28 protein-coding genes, 1 tRNA gene and 1 pseudogene are annotated in these 24,168 nt (G+C 58.0%); 8 read left to right on the top strand and 22 right to left on the bottom strand.

Going from position 1 to position 24,168, the window contains the following annotated elements; translation table 11 throughout:
* The 6 genes from PUQ42_RS09195 to PUQ42_RS09170 all read left to right on the top strand — a co-directional run.
* On the top strand, window positions 1–909 hold a 909-nt coding region (locus PUQ42_RS09195; RefSeq protein ID WP_475652130.1), incomplete at its 5' end, for an OmpA family protein.
* A 4-nt stretch (window positions 910–913) separates the two neighbouring features.
* On the top strand, window positions 914–1,114 hold the full coding sequence (locus PUQ42_RS09190) for a hypothetical protein (RefSeq protein WP_273373136.1): 201 nt from the start codon (window positions 914–916) through the stop codon (window positions 1,112–1,114).
* A 14-nt stretch (window positions 1,115–1,128) separates the two neighbouring features.
* Window positions 1,129–1,563: a DUF3872 domain-containing protein gene (locus PUQ42_RS09185; protein WP_273373134.1), complete on the top strand. Its 435-nt coding sequence runs from the start codon at window positions 1,129–1,131 to the stop codon at window positions 1,561–1,563.
* Window positions 1,564–1,614: 51 nt separating this feature from the next.
* Entirely contained in the window at window positions 1,615–3,624 is a 2,010-nt protein-coding gene (locus tag PUQ42_RS09180; RefSeq protein ID WP_273373132.1) for a DUF4116 domain-containing protein, read from the top strand.
* Between the two features lie 11 nt (window positions 3,625–3,635).
* Window positions 3,636–4,634 carry a DUF6047 family protein gene (locus tag PUQ42_RS09175; protein WP_273373130.1) on the top strand — a complete coding sequence of 333 codons (999 nt, stop codon included), beginning with the start codon at window positions 3,636–3,638 and terminating at the stop codon, window positions 4,632–4,634.
* Window positions 4,635–4,824: 190 nt separating this feature from the next.
* Window positions 4,825–5,196 (top strand): hypothetical protein, encoded by a 372-nt coding sequence (locus tag PUQ42_RS09170; RefSeq protein WP_273373129.1) that lies wholly within the window; start codon window positions 4,825–4,827, stop codon window positions 5,194–5,196.
* 59 nt (window positions 5,197–5,255) lie between these two features.
* Here the strand turns inward: PUQ42_RS09170 and PUQ42_RS09165 are convergent, their stop codons facing one another.
* The 21 genes from PUQ42_RS09165 to PUQ42_RS09065 all read right to left on the bottom strand — a co-directional run bounded on the left by PUQ42_RS09165 (window position 5,256) and on the right by PUQ42_RS09065 (window position 21,876).
* Window positions 5,256–5,744 (bottom strand): DUF7258 domain-containing protein, encoded by a 489-nt coding sequence (locus PUQ42_RS09165; protein ID WP_273373127.1) that lies wholly within the window; start codon window positions 5,742–5,744, stop codon window positions 5,256–5,258.
* 11 nt (window positions 5,745–5,755) lie between these two features.
* Entirely contained in the window at window positions 5,756–6,049 is a 294-nt protein-coding gene (locus PUQ42_RS09160) for a hypothetical protein (protein WP_273373125.1), read from the bottom strand.
* A gap of 39 nt (window positions 6,050–6,088) precedes the next feature.
* Window positions 6,089–6,322: a DUF7688 family protein gene (locus PUQ42_RS09155; RefSeq protein WP_273373124.1), complete on the bottom strand. Its 234-nt coding sequence runs from the start codon at window positions 6,320–6,322 to the stop codon at window positions 6,089–6,091.
* Entirely contained in the window at window positions 6,319–6,552 is a 234-nt protein-coding gene (locus PUQ42_RS09150) for a hypothetical protein (RefSeq protein ID WP_273373122.1), read from the bottom strand. Before PUQ42_RS09150 ends, PUQ42_RS09155 begins: the two co-directional genes overlap by 4 nt.
* A gap of 10 nt (window positions 6,553–6,562) precedes the next feature.
* Window positions 6,563–7,837, bottom strand: a complete 1,275-nt coding sequence (locus PUQ42_RS09145) for a PcfJ domain-containing protein (protein ID WP_273373120.1) — start codon at window positions 7,835–7,837, stop codon at window positions 6,563–6,565.
* A 17-nt stretch (window positions 7,838–7,854) separates the two neighbouring features.
* Window positions 7,855–8,271, bottom strand: coding sequence for a PcfK-like family protein (locus PUQ42_RS09140; protein WP_273373118.1), 417 nt, complete (start codon window positions 8,269–8,271; stop codon window positions 7,855–7,857).
* A 24-nt stretch (window positions 8,272–8,295) separates the two neighbouring features.
* Window positions 8,296–8,865, bottom strand: coding sequence for a hypothetical protein (locus PUQ42_RS09135; RefSeq protein WP_273373116.1), 570 nt, complete (start codon window positions 8,863–8,865; stop codon window positions 8,296–8,298).
* Window positions 8,866–8,926: 61 nt separating this feature from the next.
* Complete coding sequence (locus PUQ42_RS09130) at window positions 8,927–9,925, bottom strand: fusion protein (protein ID WP_273373115.1); 999 nt, start codon at window positions 9,923–9,925, stop codon at window positions 8,927–8,929.
* A 19-nt stretch (window positions 9,926–9,944) separates the two neighbouring features.
* The gene (locus PUQ42_RS09125; RefSeq protein ID WP_273373114.1) at window positions 9,945–10,196 is read right to left on the bottom strand and encodes a hypothetical protein; all 252 of its coding nucleotides are present in this window, start codon (window positions 10,194–10,196) and stop codon (window positions 9,945–9,947) included.
* 445 nt (window positions 10,197–10,641) lie between these two features.
* Window positions 10,642–10,995: a virulence RhuM family protein gene (locus tag PUQ42_RS09120; protein WP_273373112.1), complete on the bottom strand. Its 354-nt coding sequence runs from the start codon at window positions 10,993–10,995 to the stop codon at window positions 10,642–10,644.
* 254 nt (window positions 10,996–11,249) lie between these two features.
* Window positions 11,250–11,323, bottom strand: a tRNA-Asp gene (locus tag PUQ42_RS09115).
* Window positions 11,324–11,597: 274 nt separating this feature from the next.
* Entirely contained in the window at window positions 11,598–13,133 is a 1,536-nt protein-coding gene (locus PUQ42_RS09110) for a bifunctional GNAT family N-acetyltransferase/carbon-nitrogen hydrolase family protein (protein WP_087312166.1), read from the bottom strand.
* A 203-nt stretch (window positions 13,134–13,336) separates the two neighbouring features.
* Window positions 13,337–14,446 carry a sulfotransferase family protein gene (locus tag PUQ42_RS09105; protein ID WP_273373110.1) on the bottom strand — a complete coding sequence of 370 codons (1,110 nt, stop codon included), beginning with the start codon at window positions 14,444–14,446 and terminating at the stop codon, window positions 13,337–13,339.
* Window positions 14,447–14,453: 7 nt separating this feature from the next.
* On the bottom strand, window positions 14,454–15,887 hold the full coding sequence (cysN, locus tag PUQ42_RS09100) for a sulfate adenylyltransferase subunit CysN (RefSeq protein ID WP_087403934.1): 1,434 nt from the start codon (window positions 15,885–15,887) through the stop codon (window positions 14,454–14,456).
* A 12-nt stretch (window positions 15,888–15,899) separates the two neighbouring features.
* Window positions 15,900–16,808, bottom strand: coding sequence for a sulfate adenylyltransferase subunit CysD (gene cysD, locus PUQ42_RS09095; protein WP_087312170.1), 909 nt, complete (start codon window positions 16,806–16,808; stop codon window positions 15,900–15,902).
* Window position 16,809: 1 nt separating this feature from the next.
* On the bottom strand, window positions 16,810–17,430 hold the full coding sequence (gene cysC, locus PUQ42_RS09090; RefSeq protein WP_273373107.1) for an adenylyl-sulfate kinase: 621 nt from the start codon (window positions 17,428–17,430) through the stop codon (window positions 16,810–16,812).
* 11 nt (window positions 17,431–17,441) lie between these two features.
* Window positions 17,442–18,998 (bottom strand): SLC13 family permease, encoded by a 1,557-nt coding sequence (locus PUQ42_RS09085; protein WP_273373105.1) that lies wholly within the window; start codon window positions 18,996–18,998, stop codon window positions 17,442–17,444.
* A 786-nt stretch (window positions 18,999–19,784) separates the two neighbouring features.
* Window positions 19,785–20,648, bottom strand: a complete 864-nt coding sequence (locus PUQ42_RS09080) for a DUF1735 domain-containing protein (RefSeq protein WP_273373103.1) — start codon at window positions 20,646–20,648, stop codon at window positions 19,785–19,787.
* Window positions 20,649–20,660: 12 nt separating this feature from the next.
* Entirely contained in the window at window positions 20,661–21,119 is a 459-nt protein-coding gene (locus PUQ42_RS09075) for a SusD/RagB family nutrient-binding outer membrane lipoprotein (RefSeq protein WP_273373102.1), read from the bottom strand.
* Window positions 21,116–21,586 (bottom strand): SusD/RagB family nutrient-binding outer membrane lipoprotein, encoded by a 471-nt coding sequence (locus PUQ42_RS09070; protein ID WP_273373100.1) that lies wholly within the window; start codon window positions 21,584–21,586, stop codon window positions 21,116–21,118. The genes PUQ42_RS09075 and PUQ42_RS09070 overlap by 4 nt, the downstream gene beginning before the upstream one ends.
* On the bottom strand, window positions 21,586–21,876 hold the full coding sequence (locus PUQ42_RS09065; protein WP_273373098.1) for a sigma factor: 291 nt from the start codon (window positions 21,874–21,876) through the stop codon (window positions 21,586–21,588). Before PUQ42_RS09065 ends, PUQ42_RS09070 begins: the two co-directional genes overlap by 1 nt.
* Window positions 21,877–22,265: 389 nt before the next feature.
* Between PUQ42_RS09065 and PUQ42_RS09060 the strand changes: the two genes are divergently transcribed.
* Window positions 22,266–23,525 carry a glycoside hydrolase 5 family protein gene (locus PUQ42_RS09060; RefSeq protein WP_420534959.1) on the top strand — a complete coding sequence of 420 codons (1,260 nt, stop codon included), beginning with the start codon at window positions 22,266–22,268 and terminating at the stop codon, window positions 23,523–23,525.
* A gap of 107 nt (window positions 23,526–23,632) precedes the next feature.
* Window positions 23,633–23,776, top strand: a complete 144-nt coding sequence (locus tag PUQ42_RS09055) for a hypothetical protein (RefSeq protein ID WP_162992892.1) — start codon at window positions 23,633–23,635, stop codon at window positions 23,774–23,776.
* A gap of 70 nt (window positions 23,777–23,846) precedes the next feature.
* On the opposite strand, the pseudogene PUQ42_RS09050 reads toward PUQ42_RS09055, so the two are convergent.
* Window positions 23,847–23,978 (bottom strand): annotated as a pseudogene (locus PUQ42_RS09050) (site-specific integrase); the annotation flags it as partial.
* Window positions 23,979–24,168 lie beyond the last annotated feature (190 nt).

Genomic DNA, 24,168 nt, shown 5'->3' with positions numbered 1-24,168 from the left:
CTCTCCTTTGTCGATACGCTGCCGCGCTACCGCATCCGCGTGATCGACAAGTATGTCACGGTCCGCGACCGCAACTATATCCGTTTCTTTGTGGGCGATACCCGCGTGGTGGATACGCTGGGCGACAACGGCCGCGAGCTGGAGAAGATCTCCGGCCTGATGCGCCGGATCATCGAGCAGGAGGAGTTCTACGTCGATACGATCACTCTCACGGCCTCCTCCTCGCCGGAGGGGCGTTACGCCTTTAACGAGCGCCTCTCGCGGGGGCGTGCCGAGGCGCTGAAACGCTACCTGGTGCGTCACTACGGTCGGGGTATCGACACGCTGCTGACGGTGCGGTGGGTTGCCGAGGCGTGGCCCGAGCTGATGAACCGCATTCGCACGGACCCGGCGCTGACGAACCGCGGGGCGATGCTGGAGCTCCTCTCCGCGGAGCGGGATCCGGATCGAAGAGAGCGGCTGCTGCGCGAGCGCTTCCCCCGGGAGTACGCCTACCTGAAGGAGGTGGTCTACCCGCAGCTCCGCGCCGTGGATTTCCGCTATAACCTCCGTCGCAAGGGGATGGTCAAGGATACGATTCACACCACGGAACTCGACACGACCTATGCCCGGGGTGTGGAGCTTCTGCAAAGGCGTCAGTATGCGCGGGCGCTCTATATTCTCAACGACTACAACGACCGCAATACGGTGGTGGCACACCTCTCGATGGACCACAACGAGCGGGCGCTGGAGCTGCTCTCGACGATGCCGACGGATGCCGTGACGGAGTACCTGCGGGCCATCGCCTGTTCGCGGCTGGGCCGCAAGGCCGAAGGACGCGAGCACTTCCTCGAAGCCTGCCGCCGGGATGAGCGCATGGAGTATCGGGGGAATCTGGACCCCGAAATTTCGGAACTGTTAAAGGACTAAACACATGAAACGCAAACGCATAATAACGATTCTGACCTATGTTCTTCTGGCCGCAGCCTGGGGCGCGATCTTCGTCTCGCTCTTCACGGCCTGCAACGTCTACGAGGATACGACGGTCGAGGTGATCCGATGTCCCGCAATTGATGCGGATACGGTGAAAATTCCCGATTGGGAGCATACGCCGAACGATTCGGTCGAATACTAAAAAAACAAAAAACGATGAGACGATTGAAAAGATGGCTGGCGCTCTGCGCCGGCATAGCAATGACCGGTGTGCTGACCGTAGGTTGCGATGAGAATCTGGATATTCAGCAACGCTACGGGTTCACGCTTGAGACGATGCCCGTACAGAAGCGTCTCGCCGTCGGCGAGACGGCCGAGATCCGCTGTACGCTGGTTCGAGAGGGAGTGTATGACGAGGCTCGCTATACGATCCGCTATTTTCAGCCGGACGGAGATGGGGAGCTGCGCATGGACGACGGGACGGTCTTTCTTCCGAACGACCGTTATCCGCTGGATCGCACCTCATTCCGCCTCTATTACACTTCGCTGAGTGAGGCTCAACAAGTGATCGACGTCTATGTCGAGGATAATATGGGACAGGTGGTGCAAAAGAGCTTCACGTTCCAGAATGACACCGACACGGGTGAGTAATGAACCTGCGACGCCCGGCAATTCTGTCGGGCGTCTTTAATACAAAGAGAGATGACACCACAGGAAAAGGCAGACATTGCTCTGCTCGAACAAGATCAGACCTATAAGGATCTGCTGCGCACCTTGCCTCTCGAACGGCGCACGAAGTCTGTATGCGACCATGCCGTCCAGATGTCGGGAGCCAATATTCGCTATGTACCACGGGAGATGCTTTCACGGTCGCTGTGCCTGCGTGCCATTCGCGACTGGGCTTTTGCCTTTGATTATGTTCCCGAGGAATTGAAAACGGCGTCGATGTGCCGGGAGGCAGTGCGACATTATGGTTCGGCACTGAATTTCGTGCCGGACAAGTATCGCACGGCATCGTTGTGTATGCTTGCCGTGCGCCATGATCCGTGGGCCTTGACATTTGTTCCCGACAACATACTTACCGCGCAGATGTGCGAGACGGCCGTCAAGGGCGACGGTCTGGTGCTGAAATATGTCCCTAAGGCGCTGCGGACGCCGGAGTTGTGTCGGGAGGCTCTGAATGCGGAGCCATTCACGCGGGAGATGCTTCGCAGCGTTCTGGAGGACATTCCCTTCCCGGAGGTTTGTTTGGAGGGGTTGCAGAAGTACCATCGGCAAGGCTACAACCTCATGGAACTCATGGCCGGGATCGAACCTGCGGCACTTACGGAGCAGGTCGCGCTCTACGGGGTTCAGACGGATCCGATGTGTCTGCTGGTTCTTCCGGCGCATTTGAGAAGCGAAAAGATCTGTCTGGAGGCCGTCCGCGGGGACGGCATCCTGCTGCATGATATTCCCGAAGCGCAGCGCAGCGCCGCGTTGTGCGAGGCTGCGGTGATGAACAGCGCCGGAGCCTTGCTCTATGTTCCGGACAAACTGCATACACGGGATCTGTATCGGAAGGCGTTGGCCGCGGATCCCGCGGCTATCCGTTACTTCAAACCGCAACTGCTGACCCGGGAGGATTGCGAGATGGCATACACCCGATCGAAGGGTTGGGATATTGTTCGCTTCATTCCATATCCCGACCTGCTTGAGCGTATGTTGGATGAACACTGTGATTCATACAGTCAGACGCAGAATTTTCTCAAGAATGTCAATCCGGAAGTCATGACGATGCGTCTTGCCGAAAAGATCTTTCTGAAAGAGCCCGAACTGTTCTATGCGCTTCCGAAGCGACTTCGGGATCGGTCGCTCTGTGATGCGGCCGTGATGACTGACGGTATGAATCTGCGCTATGTTCCCGAGGCGCTCAAAACCGAGGAACTGTGCCGAACTGCCGTAAGGAGGTGCCCGTATGCCATCGAGTATCTTCCCGAGACGATGAAGAACGAGGCGTTTTATGCCTCGATGATCGAAGAGAAACCGCGGATTCTTTTCGGCGTTCCGGAAGCGGAACGCACGGAAGCTCTGAACCGTCTTGCCTTCGAGCGGAGTTACCTGCGGGATCCTTCGGATTACTCGGCCCTCGGGGCGATCACACGTCCGGAGCTTTTGATGCGGGTGCTGCATGAGGAGCAGGATCCACAGAAGATCGACCGGCTGCTCAACCTCATTCCGCGACGCATGGTAAGCGAGGAGATGGCCTATGAGGCGATACAGAAAAACAGCCGCTGCCTTCATCTTCTCGCCCCGGAGATCATCTCGAAGCGTATCGCCGAGAGCGCCGTGCGTGAGGATCCGCAGGCTATCCAGTGGGTTCCGCAACACCTGCGGACTCCCGAGATGTGTCTGTATGCTGAATCGAACTACCTGCATTTGAGAATTTATGTCCCCGAGTCGGTGGCAAAGGGAGACAACATTTACTCTTTCCATCGACGTGTCGATCAGACGCTGCGGCAGCCTCTCGACTATGCACAGTATAAGATCCTCTACACCGGAGGTTCGGTCGTTGTGGATGATGTTACGACACGGGCCGGATATGTCGGCTGTTGTCGGGTTACTTATGACAGGAAGAAGGATGAATTCAGCTTCCAACAACTGACGCGGCAACAGGAGCAGACCTTCCGCGTAGTCCGTATGCGGAAGACACAACGGAAGATGAAACTTTAATTTTCGCAACGATGAACAACATGGAAAGCAGCTCTCGGATTCAGTCCGAGGAACCCCTTCATCCGGGCGATGTCTTCATGATGTTTGCAACGGATGGAAAGGTTCAGGCAACATCGGCCAACGGTCGTTTTTTCAGAAGTTTCGAACATTTCTCGATACACTGTGCGACGGCTCTTCTCAATCAAATGCGGCCGCCGTATGGCAACAGCTTTTTTGTCCATTGGCACTTTGAGAATCCCGCATCCGTGTGGGCCGGCAATGAAAACATTTCGATTTACCCACGCAGGCTGCTGCAGGCCGTTCGTGACCAGGGCCTGCGTCCGCGTGCTACGAGACGTCTCTATCCATTGCTCTATGGCATTCAAAAGGGGTGTGATACCCGCCAGATGGCGGATCTGTACGACAATCCCGACTATCTGGAACGGGTTCGCCTCTATGAGGGTTTCAATGTCGAAGAACGTCCGCTGTCGTACCGGGGTATTGAAACCGATGCGGGCGTTCTTCTCTTCAACAGCACACCGCGTGGCGAGTCGCTTTACGGTGATTATCTGCGTTTTCTTGCGGATCATCTCAACCATCCGTGCATGGAGCTTACCTACGTTCGCACGTTGGAACTGCTGCCCGTCGAGACCCTTCGTTCAAAGGTCAATCCTCCGGTAGGCGTGCTTGGGTCCGGGAGTATGGAGATGCTCGGTCGCAGACCTTCCGTGTACCATGCGGAACGGGATCAGCTCGGGATCTACACCGAGCTGCGGCGCTTCGACCTTGCACCCGGGGAGGCGAATTTCGTCCGTTTGTCGCGTTTCGCCGAGTATGCCTTTAACGCACCGAAGGGAGGAAAAATTCGGACGGATTTATCCTCCGAAAAGGCTGCAAAATCACTTGAAATAATCGGCGATATTGAACAAAGTGACAGTAAGATGTGCAATAAGGAGCGTGAAAGGCGTTTTCCCGATGTTTCAGAGCGTCTTGCACGGTTGCGAACCAGAAAGAAAGGACTTGTTCGATAGGTATTGCGGAACCGTTAAATTGGAGTATCTTTGCAGCACCACGGCATATAGAACAGCGAAGTGGCAAAAGAGAGGAGCGCAATGCGAGAGGCAGATGGCGTGATGGGGAATTATCTATCGAGAGAGAGGGCGCATGCGTGCCTCATGCCGGTACAAAATAATTCTTACGATCTCGAAACAAGACGGCCAAATGAAATTACAAGAAGGGCAGGGACTCTCCCGTTCGATGGTATATGATGCGATAGCACACCTTGCCTGGCGACACGGCGTGGTTTTCCATGAAGAATACATGGTATTCCCGGAATACGACGACGAGACAACGCGGATATTTTACCGCAATATTTCCCGGATAGTGACCACCCGTCTCTATGTAGGCATACTTCAGAAGAACGGTTATCTGTATGTGTTCATGCGGGACAGCAGTCGAAAGATCTTTATCGGCCTGCATACGGATCCGAAGGATGAGGCGGGAGTAGAAGCACTGAGCCCGGAACAGATTTCCGATAATATCAGCCGCGAACTGGCAAAGATCATAGAGCGCCACAAGAACGGCGCGGAATGAAACCGGCGGCATCGAGGGCTGTGACCTCGATGCCGCCGGGGCATTTTCATTTTTAGGGGTTATTTTCCGCGGATGTCGAGCAAGGGCGTATTGTCACGCAACCATTTGACAATCGCCTCCATGTTGTATTCGGAGGTGATGACGGCCGTTCGCTCGTCAAGAGGCGTGAAACGGCTGCTTTCATAGGAATCAATCCACTCTTTCAAGGTTTCGACACCCCACGCTGCGGGGTCGTCGAAGATCCGCCTTTCAAAATCGGGTATATTCTCGGCGAATGTTGCCACGCAGGTCTCGTAATTCGGCTCTTGGGGTTCGGGTAAAACCCGCAGGTATCCGAGCGACCCGAACTCGTCGCACTTGCGTGCCCAGTTGCACTCTTCGGTGTAGAGATCAGCGCCCCAACGTTGGGGTGTGTCGAGGCGGATGTTCACGCGGACGCAATACTCGTCCTCTTCAATAGATGTGATCCGGCCCGTGACCCGCGATCCGAAACTGACGCACTCGCACCGTTTTCCAATCAGACTTTCATTTACTTCCGTGGTTTTCATAAAGCGTTGGTTTAGATAAGTTCGACTTCCGTATTGGTGATGTTGGCCCGGAACAGACCCTCGCAGTATATGGCGCGGCTGTTCCTCCAATTTCCGCGGCGGCGAATCAACGCCGCCGCGGGCGGGGCGATCTCGATGCTCGTTGTGGCGGCATCATCCCCGAAGGTGATCTGCGCTTCGCAGTTGCGCCACGTCTCGAAGGGGGTGCGAAATCCGTTCATTCCGTCGAGCAGAAAGAGCGCGTCGCGGACTTTGGCAATGGCCTCGGGCGACGGAGTGTCCGTGCCGTGATAGTTGATTTTCATGGTTAGGAGGTTTTGCGGGCGGCCTGCGCCGCCCCGGTTTTACAAGGGTTGAATGAATGCTTTGTCGAGGATCTTGCCCCGTTCGACGAACTCGACCACGCCGGGCTGGAAGTGCATTTGAGCAAATGCGACGTATAGGAGGTAGTCGCGATGTTCCGCGGGGTTGTCGAAATTGCGTCCTTTGAGGTTGTTGAAGATCATCCGGAGGCTGATGCCGTCCTCGGAGTGCAGGACGGTCTTGCCGTTCTGCCGTAATTCTTGCGTGGCGTTCATTGCGGTCTGTATGTTTCAAGTCGGGATACGATTGACGAGAGGTCGGCGCGCTCCTGGTCGGTAAGCGAGAGAACGAAGTCGTTATCGCTGTACCAGCAGCCGTTGTCGCTGCGTGCCGTGAAGCAGCGATGGTCGGCGGTTCTCAATACGGCGAAGAGTACGGCGAGTTGCTGGACGGAGAGGTCGCTGAGGGTAAAGGTGCGGCTACTTGGGCAATAGTTGATTTTCATGGCTGTACGGTTATGCGGCGATGCGTTGCTGAATGAGAGACATGTTGCGGTTCACGAGGTCGATGATCCGCGCGTGATAACTGGTGTTTTTGTTGCAGACCCCACGGCTTTGCACGACGGCGAGTTGGGAGAGCGACACTTCAACCGTCTCGATGCGCTTGCCGTCGATGGTCGCCGAGAGGATCAGCGAATCGTCCTTGCGGTAGTAGCCGTTCCAATACACGCAGTGGTGCATGGCCTCACCCTCGGCAAAGAACTCCCTGACGCTCTCCAAGACATGGATGCGGATCTTCCCGTCGTGGAAGGCGAGCCCGAAGAAACGGGCCTTTGCCTGCTGATAAGCCTCTTCGCACTTGAGGATGAAGGCCTCCTGCTCGGCCTTTCTCCTTTCAGCGCGCAGGCGATTCCGTTTGACCATGTAGCGGTCGTGTTCCTCACGCAGGTTGTCCGGGCAGACGTATTTGGGGCTGTGGAGATCCTTGCCCAACTCCCGGAGCATGTCGAGGTAGTCGCACCAAAGGGAGGCATCCTTGACGGTGTAGGCGTTGCGCGCGGCGATGCGGATCGAGGGCCAATAGCGCTCGAAGTTCCTGCCGTCCCGTTGCAGATAGAGGCGCAGTAGCTCCTCCTGCCCAATTTTGGCCAGCGTCTCGGCGCGGTTGTCGACCAGCAGGGCGATGAAGTAGTCGGTCGTGTTGACGCCCCGCAGGACTTTGCGGCATCCGTGTTGCTTCAGTTCGGGGATCAGCCGGATGTGCGGGTATATGTCGTCGGTGTAGATCTGCCCGTATGCCCACGCTTCGTTTCGCAACTCAAGATCCGAGGAGTAGATCCACGAATCGTAATACATCGTTCCCCACACCCGTAAGCGGGCCAACGTGCAGAACCTGCCGTCGGGGGCGATCCATCGTTGCATGACTTCAGTCATGTAATAGCGAGGCGAAGACCCGATCTTGGCGTAATAGTCCACCATGAATATGCGGATGACTTGCAGACCGTCGCAGGCGGTGATAAAGGCCGCATAGTCGTGTTGCTCGAATCTGAGTTTGCGGGTCTGCTCAATCCGGAGTTTCGCTCCGCAGTGCGGGCAGGTGCACCGTTTCCGGGAGGTGGTGTTGTGGAATACCTCTCCGCAGTCGAGGCAGGTGATCTCGCCTTTGCTTGTGCGGCGTCCGATCCGCTCGATGACGTGGGTGCATGCCCACCGGATCTGTGCCGGGGAAAGTTCGGGCAGGCTCTTGCTCGCTTCGACAACCTTATGCTGGAATTTCGTTCTCGGTTTCATGGTATTCGGTTTTAGGGTTAAAAGAGCGTCGGGGTATTGGATTTGTCGCTGGCGGCTTTCTTTGCCTGCGGATGCTTGGTCAGTTGTGCATAGGCTTCCTGGGTTGCCCGCCGCATCGCTTCGCGCCGGGCCTCGGCCTTCTCTTCCTCGGTCAGTTCAATGGTGTGGTTCACGATGACACGGCATTCGCGGTGCTTGCCGACCTTGATGTCGTCCTCGTCATAGTAGTGCAGAGCAAGGGCATAGATCTCGTCGTCAGCGAATCCGTTTCGGCCGCTTTTGTAGACGCTGTCGAGGATGTAGTCGCAACATTGGTCGATGTTCTTCTTCGGGTTCTCGTATCGCGGACGGAAGAGTTCGTCCTCCTGCGCGCGGCATTCCAGATAGTGCTGAATGGTGCGCTTGAAATAGTCGGTAGCTGTGTGCTGTGCCATGTTCGTTCGGGTGTTGGGTTGATGTTATTGGATGCGGTACATGCCGTTTCGGGAATCGAAGCGCACGTTGCAGAAGATGAAGTCGGGGTTGTCGACGCCTCCCGCCGTGGTTGTGGCCTTCGCATTGCGGTCTTTGATCCACTCGGCGAGGAAGTCGCGGAAGATGGCGCACCCGAAATTGGAGGTCAGATGCTTATAGCGGAGGCCGTTTACCTCGATCAGTACATAGGGATAGAAGTAATAGAACCCGTCGGAAGCCTCGGGCGAGACGATGCCGATGTCGAGGACGTGAACCGGGTAGAGCCCCTCGGAGATTGCCGTGGCGTTGTCGCGCCGGGCCTGCTCACGGAGCAGTTCGAGGTAGTAATCCTTCTTGACTTGGAAGGTCTTCAACGAGGCGATCCATTCGCGTACACGGGGCTCGAATCCGGCCATGCCGTTCGATACGAACAGGTGGATGTGTCCGTCGATGAGGATTCCGTAATCGGTTGTCCCGGACCATTTGCCCGTACAACTCGATGTCGTGCGCGTCCATGTCGTGCCGCCGAGCAGTCTGACCAACTCGTTTACGGCTATTTTGGTGCTGTTCTTCATGTCTGTGTGGTGTTTGAGGGTTGATAGTCGGGGCGGAAAGGCCCGCCCCGTTGTCCGTTGCTTATGCTCCGATCAAGGCTTTCACTTGTTCGCTCCGGGTCTTGGGGAAGATCCACCCGGCGCGCTTGCCTCCTTCGTGCGAGAGACGGCTGTTGAAGCGGCCTCCGAGCGCGGCGAGCGCATCCTTGATCGGGCGGGTGTCGCCGAAGAGGGCGATGGCCTTCTCCGAGTAATCCACGATCACAAACTCACCCTTGATGATGTTCTGCCCGCCCTCGGGGTTGGGTTCGGCGGCGGGTGCTTTGAGGCGGATGTTTGCCTCGTCGCCTGCCGTGTAGCCGAACTCCCGGATCGTGCGCTCGCGGTCGCCAACGGGGACTTTCTGAATGATCCACCCGCTGTAACGGCTCTCTCCGAGGTAGTAGCCGCCGCCCATCGAGTATTTCTCGCGGTGTTCGTACTCCTCGTTGGGTTCACTCAAGTAGGCCGTTTCGGGCATGTTGGCGGCATACTTGCGCATCTCGGAGAAGAGGTCGCGGGTGTGGCGGGAGAAGCCCAAAATCACGGTGCGCACGGTTCGGCTGGAGAAGTAGTCGGTCATAGGGTCGCTCTCGTCCTCCCTCAGTCGGGCGACGATCATGGCCTTCGCGTCGTGGGGCAGGATTTCCGCAAGGCGCTTGCGCCCGATGGCGGCCTGCTCGTCGGCTCGTTTGCGTTCGGCCTCGGCTTTCTCGGCCTTGATGCGTGCCTTCTCTTTGGCTTCGGAGGCGAGGGCGGCAACCTCCATTGCGTCCATCTGTTCGTGGTTCACGTCGTCGTAATAGAGGCCGATCCCGTACTTCCTGGACAAGGGTTCGAGAATGTCCGTGCGGCGAATCTCCTTCGTGTCGAGGTTGACAAGGTGGTAGAGGTATCCGTTAGCTGTGTGCTCGACCCGGCAGATGACATAGCGTTCCTGCGACATGTAAGGGCCGAAGCCGATAACGATTTGATTCTCTTGGGCGACTTGGATTTCGGTGTCGGTGGTCGTACCTCCGAGCAGGGAATAATACTTGGACATGGTGATGCGAGTTTAGGTGTTAGCAGATGAGTGATAAGAGGAAGGAAAAGAGGCCGATCAGCACGACGAAGGAGAGCAGGCAGGAGAAGATACCGCGCAGGAGGTTAGAGCAGAAGAGAAGGGCCAAAACGACCCAAAGAAAGCCACTTCCGAAGAGGCGGAAGCCGAGGATTGCCGCCCCGACTTTTGCCGCCGCCCGTACCCCCGAACCGATGCTGAGTGGAAGGTTGGAGGTTTTCTGGTTCCTGTTGTTTTTCGTTGTGCTTTTCATAACCTTCGACTTTTTTTTTATGCCGTAGCGGAGCCGGTATGGATGGTATCTTGGTTCAGGAGCTATGCAAGGCCGGGCTTAGCCCGAGCAGGATTTTTGCGCCAAATACGCTCGCCCGCAGGGAAAGAGGAAGATTTTGCGCAAAACCCCCGAGGGGCCTGATCTTGAGCGGGCGTGAAGCCCGAAGATACCTTCGCTGCTGAACCGGGATACCTTCCATCCGATCCGGGGAGGTGGTCGTGAAGGAGGAGAAGGTTATAGGAAAAGGATAACGAAAAATGCGAACGCAGGTAGGGGTGATTATTCTATAATCACTGCGGAATGCACCCTCAGCATTCCGGCATAATCCGGCATAATGATGACACCTATAATAGTCTTTTCGATAAAATAAATAAGAGCAACCTCGTAGTGGGGTTGCTCTTAATCTTAACGGTAGTGTGAGGAGTTAACTTACCTTTTGTCGATCGTCTGCGTCGACTTGCATGACGATCATTTTCTGCTGTGGTCGGTAAAGCAGCCATTTCCGGAAGGCTTCGGACTCCATACTGCCCACACGGAATGACAAGGCGGCAATCATCTCCAGATTGTAGAGATCTACATAGCCGGACATTCGATGCGTGCGGTATTCGTTCACATGCTTTGACTTGTAGATTGAACGAATATTGTTGTTGATGGCTGCCACAAAAACTCCGAACAGTCGCGCAATTTGCCATTGCGTCATCCATACCGTTCCATCCGATGAAAGCTCGATGGTCACGTTCCCGTTTTCAATGCTCAATGAGCCGAATTCGTTTTTCATGACTGCGTGGTTTTGTGGTTTACATCAGCAAATGTAGGAATTTTTTTATATTGCAAAAAGTTTTTGTCCGATAGGGATGCTCTCGCTGCCACCCAAAAATAGAAGAATCGCTATTTTATTTTTCCAATAAAGTAGCGATTAATCGGGGAGAGAAGATCTCGAGATTACACTCAAGAAAAATAATATAGTTGCTTGATTTTTGGGTGTAAAATTGGGTGTAAATCTCGTAACTACTTGATTTACACCCTTGTTTGCGGTGCGTAGGGGACTCGAACCCCTGACCCCGTGCGTGACAGGCACGTATTCTAACCAGCTGAACTAACGCACCCCTTTCGGTATTGCGAGTGCAAAGATAACGCTATTTCCCGATTCCACAAACTTTTTCCCCATATTTTTCCGCCTTTTTTCAGATTCGTCCGACGAGGAGATCCTGCCCCCGAAAGCTACATGGTGGATAACATTCTACCAACCAGTGCTTTCACATCTCCAGAGCGGCTTCCGCAAAAAACAAGCCCCCGCGGCTCTTCGTCGCGGAGGCTTACATCAGTCGTAGGGTAGAACAGCAGCTCCAGCGCTCAACCATCGATGCAGCACGCTCCCGGCTACCGATTCCGCACACGCAATTCGTACAAATCGTGGCGGCGGTCCTTCAGATTGCGGACACTGCCGTAGGTGTGCAGCTCGTTCAGCAGATCGAGGTCCACATCCGAAATAAGGATCATCTCCGTATTGGGTGTCGCCTCGGCCCGGCGGCCGTCCGTCGGAAAGGCAAAGTCACACGGCGTGAAGACCCCCGACTGCGCATACTGGATGTCCATGTTGTGGACCCGCGGCAGATTGCCCACGCTGCCCGCAATAGCCACGAAGCACTCGTTCTCGATGGCGCGCGCCTGGGCGCAGACCCGAACCCGCGAATAGGCATTCTGCGTATCGGTGAGGAACGGCACGAAGAGGATCTGCATCCCCTCGTCGGCCATGATGCGCGACAGCTCCGGGAACTCCACGTCGTAGCAGATCAGCACGCCGATCCGCGCACAGTCGGTCTCGAAGGTCCGGATCGCCTTGCCGCCGCTCAGACCCCAGCACTTCATCTCGTCGGGCGTCACGTGCAGCTTCTCGTACATCTCGTACGAACCGTCGCGCCGGCAGAGAAATCCGACGTTGTAGAGCAGTCCGTCCTCGCGGATATAGGGCATGCTGCCCGTAATGATGTTGATGTTGTACTTGATGGCCAGCCCCACGAACCGCTCGCGGATATCGTCCGTATAGCCGGCCAGTCCGCGGATGGCCTGCGACTCGCCGTCGTTGTTGAAGCGAGCCATGAGCGGGGCGTTGAAATACTCGGGGAAGAGGACGAAGTCGCTCTGGTAGCGGCTCACCGAATCGACGAAGAACTCCACCTGTTCGAACAGGTCGTCCAGGGTCGTATAGGTACGCATCTGCCACTGGACCAGCCCCACACGCACCGTGGTCTTCGGCTGCACGTACTCCTCGGTGGGGGCCTGGTAGTAGATGTTGTCCCACTGCAGCAGGCAGGCGAAGTGGCGCGACTCCTCGTCGTTGGGCAGGTAGTTGCGCATCACCTTGCGCACGTGGAAGTCGTTCGACAACTGGAACAGCAGCACCGGATCGTAGATCTCACGCTTGCGAACCTTGTCGATATACTCCTTCGGACGCATCCGGTCGGCATACTTGTGGTAGTTGGGCAGGCGACCGCCGAACATGATCGCCTTCAGGTTGAGCTTCTCGCACAGCTCCTTGCGGTATTCATACATGCGGCGGCCGAGGCGCAGTCCGCGGTAGTCGGGGTGGATGAAGACCTCGATGCCGTAGAGGATGTTGCCCTTGCGCGTATGGGTGTCGAAGGTCTCGTTGCCGGTCACCTGGGCGTAGGTGTGGTCGCCCTTCACCAGGTCGTAATTCACGATGATCGAGAGGGCGCAACCCACGATCTTGTCATCCACCACCACCACGATCTGCCCCTCGGGGAAGATGCGGATCAGTTTGTCGATCTGGGCCGGGGTCCAGAATACGTCGCTCCCGTCGGCATAGACCCGTGTGAAAGAGGAGGCCAGCTGGTCATAGTCCTGCCGCTGAAGGTTGCGGATCTCCACCTTGTTGATTTTCGAAATATCCATCTTTTTGGCTCTTTTGGGCTCTGTTACGGCCACAAAGATACCGATTTTCCCGACAGATTGTTCCCTGCGGGGCTCCGGCAGGAATAAAAAATCGAACCCGTCCTCAAAGGTCGGATCCGATTGTGTGGAATCAAGCCGGGGGCCCAATCAGAGCAAGGGAAGGGTCCCGATCAGGAACAGCGGATGGGGCCGACCCGAAGAGGTTAGAACTGATAATCCCACTCGCGAAGGGCATCGCCCCAGTGACTCTCGACCCGTTCGATCGTCCGCGAGTCGAATTCGTAGCGCTTCTTGCGGTAACCGCGCAAGGTGGCCAGATAACGCTCCATGGCGGGCCGGACCTGTTGGAAATCACCCAGCGAGAGCCGGTCGTAGATCAGTTCGACGATCTCAAGCGGCGACTCCTGCAGATCCTCGAAGCGCACCTCGAAGAGCTGTCCTTCGGGGATCGTCCCCCGCGCCGACTCGTAGCTCTCGTACAGCGCCCGGTAGTTGAGCAGGATTTCGCGGTCGAGCGCCTCGTCCGTAATGCGCTGCATTCCCACGGCATTGATCGTCTGGCGGAAGAAGTTGTGCGTCGATTCGTAGACCACGTAGGGGTTGCGGACCAGATAGATGAACCGCGCCTGCGGATAGCGTTCGAGCAGCATCGCCACACGACCCGTATGGGGCGGATTCTTGCTCAGGAACTGCCGCCGGCCAGAGACCTGCAGTGCGATACGCATCACCTTGTCCTCGGCCGCAAGGAACTCCTCGCGCTCCCGGTCGGTCGCCCGTTCGAAGGTCAGAAAGCGTTCGCGGTATTCGGCCATGCGGTGGGGGAACATCCAGAAATGGTAATGCGAGCAGGGGGTCATGTTGCTCAGCGCGAACTCCTCCTCCTGCGGGAGCTCCACCCCGAGACGCATCGAATCGGTCGGGCGCGACGAGGGCATCACCGCCGCCATGCAACGCTCGAAGAAGGGGCGCCCCCACAGCATCAGATGCGGAAAGACCGTCTGGTAGGTCGTGCAGCAGCCGAAATGGTCGTCGCACGAAAGCAGGTTGTGCGCATAGGTCGTGCCACTGCGCCAATGGCCGATGATAAAGACCGGCGGTTCGAGATCCGTCCGCTCGGGCAGCCGATCGTAGCGGCGTTCATTGAGCAGGTAGAAGGGGTCGAGCATGCCCCGCACCAGACGCGTCAGCCGGTACTTGCCGCGGCACGACGGGTCGATCTCCGCCCCGCGCGTCACCTCGCGGAAGGTTCTCCGGTCGGCGCCCACCAGCGTATTGACCGGCAGCGTATCGAAATTCAGTCGGAAAAGGCTCATCGTCACACTATTTTCGGGTACATTCCACCTCGATGCCGGTCTGGCGGCGCAAGGCCCGGCAGAATTCGGCAATCGCCTCGTCGTGTTCCGGAGCAATGCCGCACGCCGCAAGGTCGATGACGATGCGGTCGGAATCCCCGGCCGACGTCTCCTCGTCCGGCGCCACGATCATGCCGACGGCCGAGGTGAAGTTCGTCACCGGGTCGATCAGGATGAAGGCCCCCGTCTGGCGGTTCTCGCGGTAACCGTCGTAGATCAGCGGCGAGTCCGTAACGAGCGACACCAGCGCGATCTCGTTGAGTTTCATGCCGTCAGCCTCGACCTGCTCGCCGACGTTGATCTCCACGCGGTGGTGGATCGTCCCGACATGGGCCCGCGTCGTGCGGGTCGTATGCTTCAGGTAGAAGGCCTTCGAACGGTCCAGCGGCTCCTCGTCCATCCAAACCATCATGGCCCGGAAGCGGTGGCCGACGTGGGGAAGATCATCCGGATGGACGAGCATCTCGCCGCGCGAAAGGTCGATCTCGTTCTCCAAAGTCAGCGTCACCGACTGCGGGGCAAAGGCCTCCTCCAGATCACCGTCGTAGGTGACGATGCGCGCAATACGCGACGTATGGCCCGACGGCAGCGCCACGACCCGGTCGCCGCGCCGCACGATGCCCGAGGCGATCTTACCGCTGTAGCCGCGGAAATCGGCGTCGGGACGCAGCACATACTGGACCGGAAAACGAAAATCGTGCATGTTGATGTCCAGGTCGATCTCGACCGTCTCCAGAAAGTTCAGCAGCGACGGACCCTTGTACCAGGGCGTGCGCGGACTCGGGTCGACGACGTTGTCGCCCTCGAGCGCCGAAAGCGGAATGCATTGCAGATCCGGAATGTCGAGTCCCTGCGACGAAAGCCACGTCTTGTATTCGTCGACAATCTCGCGGAAACGCACCTCGGAGTAGTCCACCAGATCCATCTTGTTGACCGCCAAAACAATATGCCGGATGCCGAGCAGCCAGACCAGATAGCTGTGACGGCGTGTCTGGGTAATGACGCCCGTGCGGGCATCGACCAGAATGATGGCCAGATTGGCCGTCGATCCGCCGGTGATCATGTTGCGCGTATACTGCTCGTGACCCGGCGTGTCGGCGATGATGAACTTGCGGCGGTTGGTGGCGAAGTAGCGGTAGGCCACGTCGATGGTGATGCCCTGTTCGCGCTCGGCCTTCAGTCCGTCGCACAGCAGGGCGTAGTCGATATGGTCGCCGGCGTTGCCGCACCGCTTGCTGTCCCGCTCAAGGGCGTCGAGCTGGTCCTCGTAGAGCCGCTTGCTGTCGTACAACAGCCGCCCGATGAGCGTCGACTTGCCGTCGTCGACCGACCCGGCCGTCAAAAAACGCAACAGGTCCTTGCGTTCGTCCTGTGCCAGAAATTCCTCTATGCTGAGTGCCATGTTCGTCTCTCTTTAAAAGTATCCTTCGCGTTTCTTCTGCTCCATGCTCCCCTCCTGGTCGAAGTCGATCACACGCGTCGTGCGCTCGGAGCGAGTCGTGGTCATCATCTCTTCGATGATCTTCTCGATCGTGTCGGCCTCGCTTTCGATGGCCCCCGTCAGCGGGTAGCACCCCAGCGTGCGGAAGCGAACCTTGCGCATCTCGGCCCTGCGCCGCAACTCCTCGGGCATGCGGTCGTCGTCAACCATGATCAGGTTGCCGTTCACCTCGACCACCGGACGCTCCTTGGCAAAGTAGAGCGGTACGATCGGAATCCGCTCCTGGCGGATGTACTGCCACACGTCGAGCTCCGTCCAGTTCGACAGCGGAAAGACCCGGATGCTCTCCCCCTCGTGGACCCGCGTGTTGTAGATGTCCCACAACTCGGGACGCTGGTTCTTCGGATCCCACTGCTGGAACTCGTTGCGGAACGAGAAGATCCGCTCCTTGGCACGGCTCTTCTCCTCGTCGCGCCGCGCTCCGCCGAACGCCGCATCAAAGCCGTACTTCTTCAGCGCCATGAGCAGCGCCTGCGTCTTCATCAGATCGGTATGTACGCGGCTGCCGTGCGTAAAGGGCCCTACACCCGCCTCGTAAGCCTTTCTGTTGTACTCGACAATCAGATTCCAGTTGTATTTCTTCGCATAGGCGTCGCGGAACTCGATCATCTCGCGGAATTTCCATTTCGAATCAATGTGCATCAACGGGAAGGGAACCTTGCCCGGATAGAAGGCCTTCTCGGCCAGACGCACCATCACCGACGAATCCTTGCCGATGGAGTAGAGCATCACCGGATTGCGGAATTCGGCCGCCACCTCCCGGATGATGTGTATGGCTTCGGCTTCGAGCGTCTTCAGATGGCTCAGCTGATACTCTTTCATCTTATTGTTGTTCTGTTTCTGTGTCCTTTTTCAGTTCAATTGCCGGCAGCAGCCGCTCCAGAAGCCGGTCGACACACCCGTCGACCGACCGTCCCGACGTATCGAGCCGCAGCGCCGGAGCGTCGGGCTCCTCGAACGGCGCCGAGATGCCCGTAAAGTCGCGGATCTCACCCCGTCGGGCCTTGGCGTAGAGCCCCTTCACGTCGCGCCGCTCGCACTCGGCAAGAGGCGTCGAGACGTAGACCTCCAGAAAGTCCCCCGGGCCGACAATCTCCGCGGCCATCTGCCGCAGCTCACGCGTCGGACTCACGAAGCAAGCCAGCACCACGACCCCCGTGTCGACAAAGAGCCGGCATACTTCGGCCACGCGGCGGATGTTCTCGCGACGGTCGGCCTCCGAGAAACCCAGTCCGGCGTTGATGCCGCAGCGGACATTGTCGCCGTCGAGGATCCGGCACAGGATGCCCCGGGCCGAGAGGGCCCGTTCAAGGGCGATGGCCAGGGTACTCTTCCCCGAGCCCGAAAGCCCCGTAAACCAGACGACCGCACCGCGGTGGCCGAGCTGTCGCTCCTTCTCCGCGCGGGACTCCATACGGTCGAATATCGGATGAATGTTTTCCATGTTCTTCGGTTTCAGATCAGCGGTTCGAAGGGCCAGAACAGCGGGATCAGGACCATCGAGACCACAAAGGCTATGAGATTCAACGGCAGACCGATACGCACGAAATCGCGGAAGCGGTAGTTGCCGATTCCCTGCACGATCATGTTCGTCTGGTAGCCGATCGGCGAGGAGAAGCTGCACGAGGCCGCAATGCAGATTGCCACGAAAAAGGGCATCGGATCCACCCCGAGGTGGGCGGACGCCGACAGCGCCACGGGAAAGGCAAAGGCTGCCGCCGCATTGTTGGTGATGAATTCGGTGATGAGATTGGTCGTGATGTAGAGCACGGCCAGCACGGCCCACGGCGATGCCGCAGACGACAGTTGCGACAACCCCGAGGCGATCCAGTCGGCCAGCCCCGAGTTGACCATCGCCCGACTGATAGCCAGCGCCGAGGCGATCGTCACCAGAATATCCCACGAGATGAATTTCGTGTATTTCTTGGCGGGGAAGATCCCGAAGCAGGCCATCAGCACCGCCACCACGCAGACCCAGAAGAACATGTCAAGCCGCATGCCCGGTACGAGATCCGCCATGAAGGGCATGCTGCCGAAGGTGGCCCCGGCGATCATCACCACGAGCAGCGCAAGCGCCAGCCACTTCTTCCACCGCGGACAGACCGGGCGGTGTTCCGAGCCGTTGCTCAGCATCAGGAAGACCCGCGAATCGCCCCAGCGGTCGATGAACGTTCCGTCGGTCTCGAGCACCAGCGTGTCTCCCGCCCGGAAGATGACCGATTCGGGCGGCAGCTCCTCACCGCCCCGTCGCACGGAGCGGATCCCGGCCCCGTAATGGCTGCGGAAATCAAATTCGGCAAAGGTGCGGTTGATCCCCGGGAAGCGGGGCCCGAGCACCGCCTCCACCTCACGTCCCGACTCCTCCGTTCGGGGCTGCTCCTCGAGCGTCGAATCGTCCGGAAGACGCCGGTTACCCAACAGAATCATATAAAGAAGGCCCACAACGGCAATACAGCCTCCCACCTTGCCCAGCTCGAACATCGAAAACCCCGCAAACCCCTCATCGAGCATCATGCCGTGGACCACCAGGTTGGTCGACGTACCGATGAGCGTGCACATGCCGCCCAGAATGGCCGCATACGACAGCGGAATGAGAAACTTGCGCACGGCAAGTCCCGTTCTGCGGGCCCACTGCTTGATGATCGGAATGAAGACCACCACCACGGGCGTATTGTTCAGAAAGGCCGACACGGCGACAATCGTCGGCAGAATGCGCAGGTAGCCCTTGCGCACGGTCATGTCACGCCGTACGGGCAGCAGCCACTTGACCAGATGCCCCAGCGCATCGCTGCGCCGAACCCCTTCGCTGACCAGAAACAGCAGCGCAACGGTGATCATCCCCTCGTTGCCGAATCCCGCGAGGGCTTCGTGCGGCGTGAGAATGCCCGTGCACATGAAGAGCACCACGCCGGAAAACAGCACGAAGCCCGGTCGCAACCAGTCGGCGATCAGCATCCCCATCATCAGGCAAAGCCCCGCAAGGACGATCCATATTTCGATATTTGCGTCCATAATTCTTCAAAGTTACCATTTTATCCGCAGGTTGCCAAACCTCCCGTCCGCCCCTGTTCAGCCGTCAAAGGCGGGCCTGAACCGGCCGATCCGGGTGCTTGCGGGGGCGGTCGAACCAACGGATTTTTTCCGACGACCGATCCGTAGTCCGGGACGTGCCGTTCATGACAGCACGTTTGGCGGCGTATCGGCCGAAAAGCCGCCACAACAACACAACACACTAATAAACAGAATGATGCACAGCCGACAAATCAACCGGCCGGTAGTTCGGATCGTAAGGTTGATCCTCGTGCCCGCGTATCGGTTGCCAGTCACGAATCCGGACCGGGACAAATGCCCGATCTCGGGACATTCCTCCCGGATGAAGGTTTCACGCACAACCGGCGGGGTTGGCGGTTATACGCTTTTTGAACAATATTCGAACGTTTTCAAACAGAAAAAAAAGCGTCGGGGAGCATCGGCCCAACCAAACAAACCGTTCATAACCCCCATTTTTCACCCCGCTCCCGCAAAAAACAGCTCCTGAATTTTATCCGTCACCGCGAACGGAAGAAAAAACTCCTGCTCGCCGGTCTCCTCAACGGGCGGAGGCTCCTCGAATTCGGTCGGCGGCACACAGGAGCGTGCAGCCGACGGCCCCCCCCTTCGTCCACAACCGACGGTACGACCACCCAGTTGCGGAATCGGGGCGACGGAACCCTCGAAGGCCCCGACGGTTCCACCATGAAAGACAACGGTTCGGGACAGCTGTTCTGACACGTTTGACACGGCGCCGCAACCCGCGGCTCAGCGAAAAGCGGTCCGCAACCTTTGGGGTTGCGGACCGCTTCGATTCCGGACCAGGCCGTTGCAGGGCCCGGCTACCAGTTCTTCAGACCGGCGCGTCTCCTCCGCCAGGTTACATAATCCGGCACGGGATTTCGGTGCAGTCTCCACCGACACGCAAACCTTAATACCCAACTTGCGCTGCGGATCCTCTTTGTAATATTCGAAGATCGAATACCAGGCATTCAACACCAGTTGCGGATTGATAACCCGGCAGTCGGCAAAGGCGATTCCGTAGAAGGGCGAATCCTTCTTGGCATCGGCCATACCCAACTCCACCGGCTCCTTCGTGGCATAATTCCCAATATCGGCCGGACGGATCCCGATTCCGAGCATCTGATCCGTCACGAGCGGAGCGACTGCTCCCTCGATCCGGTCGACACACAACGGAAGCATCCACGGCTGCAGCATCATACCGTAACGTCCATTGAGCAGCGTCTCGTCGTAGAGAACCTCGATGGCAAGCGGGTCCGATCCGGACCGGCCCTTCGGGACGGTCAGCGTCAGCGATCCGGGCGCGGCATCAAGCACCGGATAGGAGGTCCCGTGGCGGCGGTTGTACTCCGCCGCGGCTTCGGCATCGACGATCAGTTCGACGCGGGTCGGCGTGTCGACCGGAGCTACCAGCCGCACGACGAATTCCCGGTCGAGCGTCTCGACCGTCCGTTTGAAGGTCACCGGGGCATCAGGCGTCGTCGCAGCCTCCACGATATAGGCCGTATTGGCCACCGGAGAGGTGCCGTCGTCGTAGTCGTCGCTCTTGCAGCCCGTGGCAAGCGCCGCCAGGGCAAGTGCCGCACAGAAGATATGTTTCATCATTTTCATGGTCGCGTTTTTTTATTGGGCGGTGCCCTGCTCGTCGGCAAGCGTCCCCGTCAAGGCGACAACCGGAAGAATCCGGCCCGCCTCGATACCGTAGTAACCCGTCCAGTAATCCACCTGACTCCCGACGGTATAGACGTCGCCCGCCGCCGTGAGATCAAGCAGATAGAGATCGAACATGCCGCGGTTCGCCGCCGTGACAAACCCCGCATTGTCCTCGAAGGCCAGCATCTTGTCGTTCAACATCGCCAGGCGCTGTACGATCTGCGGCTCTAGCGCCGCGGCCGCGGCCGTCACACTCCCCGAAAAACGGAGCACAAGGCCGTCCATCCCGGCCCGACGCGGATCCGCATAGCCGTTCATGTAGCTGTCCAGATCGGCCGAAATGGGGTGCTGTTTCCACTCGCCGAAGCAGATCACCGTGCGGTTGACCGCCGGCTTGAACTGCGCATGGTCGGAATTGGACTCGATCATACCCCCGGCCACGGACAGCGAATTATCGGTCCGTACTGGTCGGTCAGCCGGTGCATGATCGCCACACGCAGCAGCGAAGCCAGTGCCAGCGGCATCTCGCCGTCCGTCACGGCCAGAATGCCGCGATAGGGTGCGTAGGGGTCGGTCATCAGCGTCACGAACGGCGCCTTGAGCCAGTCGGCCGTGGGGTTGAAGGTCGAAAACTTGCCCGTCCACGTCGGAATCGCTTCCGAATAGCCGCCGTAGGCCATGCCGGTCAGAATCTCCGTAAACTGGTAGAGGTGCTCCTCCGAGGGAATGACCTCGTTCTGCAACTGCAGCAGCTTGGCGCCCACGTTGTAGTTGTCGCGCTCGAGCTCGCTGTCGGTTGTCTCGTTGGGATTGTGGTTGTACTCCTCGAAATTGCCCGTGCAGGCTCCGGCCGCCGTCATCAGGGCGGCTGCCACGATCCCGCGCAGGCCGATCATTATGAATCCTCCAGAATATGCAATTCGGTCTGCTGAAGCGTGTCGTAAGCCCGCTGATGCTGCACACGGTCCCGCAGCCAGTTGCGGCACTTGCGGACTATCACCGTATAGATATAGGCGGGGATATTCCGCTGGTCAAGGTCGTGTCGGTTCGTCCAGAAGACCACGAAACTGTCGGTCACGATATCCTCGGCGGCCATCCGGTCCCACACATACGACATGGCAATCCGCACGAAATAGCTCTTGTATTTCGCATAGATCTCCTCGAATCCAGGGGGGGGGCAGTACAACGGACGCACGCATCCTGTCCATAAACGAAACGGCTCTTCTGCAAAAGGTAAAGGTAACACCCCCGACGGGTTTGGCAAATTTCAGGAGCGTTTTTTCCACCGGCACGGCGACGAAGAAGCTCCCCGTCCGAGCGGATCGTGCCGGTCTTCCCGCGGATGAGCGCCTGCGGCACCCCTCCGCATCGGAACACGTTGCCGCTTCGCAACCGGGTCGTGACATCGGCATGACAGGAGATCCGCCGCACGGGTGTATCACTGGATTTCGGCCCATACCGTGTTTTTTATGACATTTTGCCCCGTCCGGCCTCAACGTTTGACTGAAAATGCGTACCTTTATCCGAGCAAAACAGTCTGAACCCGTGAAACACCTTCTCCTCCCCGGTCTCTGGATGTGTCTCGCCGCAAGCCTCAACTCCGGCTGCGGCTCCGCTCCGGAAAACAAGTCCTTCGCCCGTGCCGAAAACGGCCGGATCCTCATCAACGGCAAACCCTGCTACTTCCTGGGTGCGAACCTCTGGTACGCCCCGATCCTCGCCTCGACGGGCGAAGGCGGCAACCGCCCACGGCTCGCACGCGAACTCGACTCGCTGGCCGCCTGCGGCATCACAAACCTGCGCGTGCTCGTCGGGGCCGAAGGCGATGCGGGCGTCACCGCCAAAATCGAACCCATTCTCCAGTATGCCCCCGGGCAATACGACGACCGTCTGCTCGACGGACTCGACTATCTGCTCGCCCAACTCGGACAGCGCGGCATGCAGGCCGTACTCTATCTGAACAACTCGTGGGAGTGGTCGGGCGGTTACTCCCAGTATCTGGCCTGGAGCGGCGAAGGAAAGGCCCCTATTCCCTGCGTCGACGGTTACGAAACCTATACGGACTACGTCTCGCGGTTTATCCCCAACATGCGGGCCCGCGAACTCTTCGAAAACCACGTGCGCTTCATCGTCGGCCGCACGAACCGTTACACCGGTCTGAAATACACCGAGGATCCCGCCATCTTCTCGTGGCAGATCTGCAACGAACCGCGCCCCTTCGGAACCGCCAACCACGAAGCCTTCGCCGAGTGGATCGCCCAAACGGCCCGGCTGATCCGTTCGCTCGACCCCAACCACATGATCTCGACCGGCTCGGAGGGCTTCTACGGCTGCGAAAGCAACCTGGAACTCACCGAACGGATCCATGCCATCCCCGAAATCGCCTACGTCAACCTCCACATCTGGCCCAGCAACTGGCGCTGGGTCGATCGCAACGCGCTGGCCGAAGGGTTGGAAAATGCCAAAGAGATGACCCGAAAATACATCGACATGCATCTGGAAATCGGCCGGCGGCTGAACAAGCCGGTCATCATCGAGGAGTTCGGATTCCCGCGCGACAGCTTCCAGTTCGCAAGGAACACGCCGACTACCCTGCGCGACGCCTACTACACGGAGATCCTCGATCGGCTCGTCGAGTCGAAACGCAGCGGCGGGGTATTGGCCGGAGCCAATTTCTGGGCATGGGGCGGCGAGGCCCGGCCCGAACACCTCTACTGGGAGCGCGGCGATGACTACTGCGGTGATCCGGCCCAGGAACAGCAGGGTTTGTACTCGGTCTTCAACAATGACTCGACCGTCGGACTGATCCGCCGCACCAACCAACTGCTCGAATAGCACGCCTGGTTGTTCAGAGATGATAGATAATCTCGTTATTTTTCAATCGGTATCCCGTTGGATTCTGCATTGAAAAACAGGGGTGTTCGCTCAACCAGATTCTCGATATGCGAGACAAGACGCTCTCGATCATCAGGCCGAATGCTCAATATCCGGACAACTGCCGCTGGGCTGTTCTGAACCGCAAGAACCGCCTGACCCACTTCCTCGATACGCTGCGGGGCACGCTGGTTGAGTTAAGCCAGAAGTAAACGGTTCTTCCATAAACGACCAGCTGCAAGGAACTGGACAGGTTCCTCGCCGCCCGGTCGTTTACCGGTATCAGACCGTTAGGATTTTCCCGATTTTTTGCATCTCCCGGCTGATGTTCGCCTCGGAGATCTTCGCATAGCGCCGCGTCATGTTCGTATTCGTATGACCCAGAATCTTGGCGATGATATCGATCGGCATCCCCGAATGCCAAGAAATATTTTCTAATTTTGCGACTCTAACACAGGATTATTGAAATAATATATGATGCATTCGAAAACAGCAAGAATACTGTATTCTATCATTGCGAGCATTATTATAGGGACAGTCGTTTAATTCCGTCATTATGAGTCAATCGGCAGACTGTCCCGGTAATTTTTCCGATCGAACTCAT

This window comes from Alistipes megaguti (genome assembly GCF_944320325.1).
GTDB lineage: Bacteria > Bacteroidota > Bacteroidia > Bacteroidales > Rikenellaceae > Alistipes > Alistipes megaguti.
The sequence above is the reverse complement of the archived record's forward strand: the minus strand, read 5'-3'. Positions and strand labels throughout refer to the sequence as shown.

What these genes read in the sequence shown, in the direction of transcription:
- PUQ42_RS09190 (WP_273373136.1), top strand. Translation starts at nt 914, where the DNA reads ATGAAACGCAAACGCATAATAACGATTCTGACCTATGTTCTTCTGGCC.
- PUQ42_RS09185 (WP_273373134.1), top strand. Translation starts at nt 1,129, where the DNA reads ATGAGACGATTGAAAAGATGGCTGGCGCTCTGCGCCGGCATAGCAATG.
- PUQ42_RS09180 (WP_273373132.1), top strand. Translation starts at nt 1,615, where the DNA reads ATGACACCACAGGAAAAGGCAGACATTGCTCTGCTCGAACAAGATCAG.
- PUQ42_RS09175 (WP_273373130.1), top strand. Translation starts at nt 3,636, where the DNA reads ATGAACAACATGGAAAGCAGCTCTCGGATTCAGTCCGAGGAACCCCTT.
- PUQ42_RS09170 (WP_273373129.1), top strand. Translation starts at nt 4,825, where the DNA reads ATGAAATTACAAGAAGGGCAGGGACTCTCCCGTTCGATGGTATATGAT.
- PUQ42_RS09165 (WP_273373127.1), bottom strand. Translation starts at nt 5,744, where the DNA reads ATGAAAACCACGGAAGTAAATGAAAGTCTGATTGGAAAACGGTGCGAG.
- PUQ42_RS09160 (WP_273373125.1), bottom strand. Translation starts at nt 6,049, where the DNA reads ATGAAAATCAACTATCACGGCACGGACACTCCGTCGCCCGAGGCCATT.
- PUQ42_RS09155 (WP_273373124.1), bottom strand. Translation starts at nt 6,322, where the DNA reads ATGAACGCCACGCAAGAATTACGGCAGAACGGCAAGACCGTCCTGCAC.
- PUQ42_RS09150 (WP_273373122.1), bottom strand. Translation starts at nt 6,552, where the DNA reads ATGAAAATCAACTATTGCCCAAGTAGCCGCACCTTTACCCTCAGCGAC.
- PUQ42_RS09145 (WP_273373120.1), bottom strand. Translation starts at nt 7,837, where the DNA reads ATGAAACCGAGAACGAAATTCCAGCATAAGGTTGTCGAAGCGAGCAAG.
- PUQ42_RS09140 (WP_273373118.1), bottom strand. Translation starts at nt 8,271, where the DNA reads ATGGCACAGCACACAGCTACCGACTATTTCAAGCGCACCATTCAGCAC.
- PUQ42_RS09135 (WP_273373116.1), bottom strand. Translation starts at nt 8,865, where the DNA reads ATGAAGAACAGCACCAAAATAGCCGTAAACGAGTTGGTCAGACTGCTC.
- PUQ42_RS09130 (WP_273373115.1), bottom strand. Translation starts at nt 9,925, where the DNA reads ATGTCCAAGTATTATTCCCTGCTCGGAGGTACGACCACCGACACCGAA.
- PUQ42_RS09125 (WP_273373114.1), bottom strand. Translation starts at nt 10,196, where the DNA reads ATGAAAAGCACAACGAAAAACAACAGGAACCAGAAAACCTCCAACCTT.
- PUQ42_RS09120 (WP_273373112.1), bottom strand. Translation starts at nt 10,995, where the DNA reads ATGAAAAACGAATTCGGCTCATTGAGCATTGAAAACGGGAACGTGACC.
- PUQ42_RS09110 (WP_087312166.1), bottom strand. Translation starts at nt 13,133, where the DNA reads ATGGATATTTCGAAAATCAACAAGGTGGAGATCCGCAACCTTCAGCGG.
- PUQ42_RS09105 (WP_273373110.1), bottom strand. Translation starts at nt 14,446, where the DNA reads ATGAGCCTTTTCCGACTGAATTTCGATACGCTGCCGGTCAATACGCTG.
- cysN (WP_087403934.1), bottom strand. Translation starts at nt 15,887, where the DNA reads ATGGCACTCAGCATAGAGGAATTTCTGGCACAGGACGAACGCAAGGAC.
- cysD (WP_087312170.1), bottom strand. Translation starts at nt 16,808, where the DNA reads ATGAAAGAGTATCAGCTGAGCCATCTGAAGACGCTCGAAGCCGAAGCC.
- cysC (WP_273373107.1), bottom strand. Translation starts at nt 17,430, where the DNA reads ATGGAAAACATTCATCCGATATTCGACCGTATGGAGTCCCGCGCGGAG.
- PUQ42_RS09085 (WP_273373105.1), bottom strand. Translation starts at nt 18,998, where the DNA reads ATGGACGCAAATATCGAAATATGGATCGTCCTTGCGGGGCTTTGCCTG.
- PUQ42_RS09080 (WP_273373103.1), bottom strand. Translation starts at nt 20,648, where the DNA reads ATGAAAATGATGAAACATATCTTCTGTGCGGCACTTGCCCTGGCGGCG.
- PUQ42_RS09075 (WP_273373102.1), bottom strand. Translation starts at nt 21,119, where the DNA reads ATGATCGAGTCCAATTCCGACCATGCGCAGTTCAAGCCGGCGGTCAAC.
- PUQ42_RS09070 (WP_273373100.1), bottom strand. Translation starts at nt 21,586, where the DNA reads ATGATCGGCCTGCGCGGGATCGTGGCAGCCGCCCTGATGACGGCGGCC.
- PUQ42_RS09060 (WP_420534959.1), top strand. Translation starts at nt 22,266, where the DNA reads ATGTGTCTCGCCGCAAGCCTCAACTCCGGCTGCGGCTCCGCTCCGGAA.
- PUQ42_RS09055 (WP_162992892.1), top strand. Translation starts at nt 23,633, where the DNA reads ATGCGAGACAAGACGCTCTCGATCATCAGGCCGAATGCTCAATATCCG.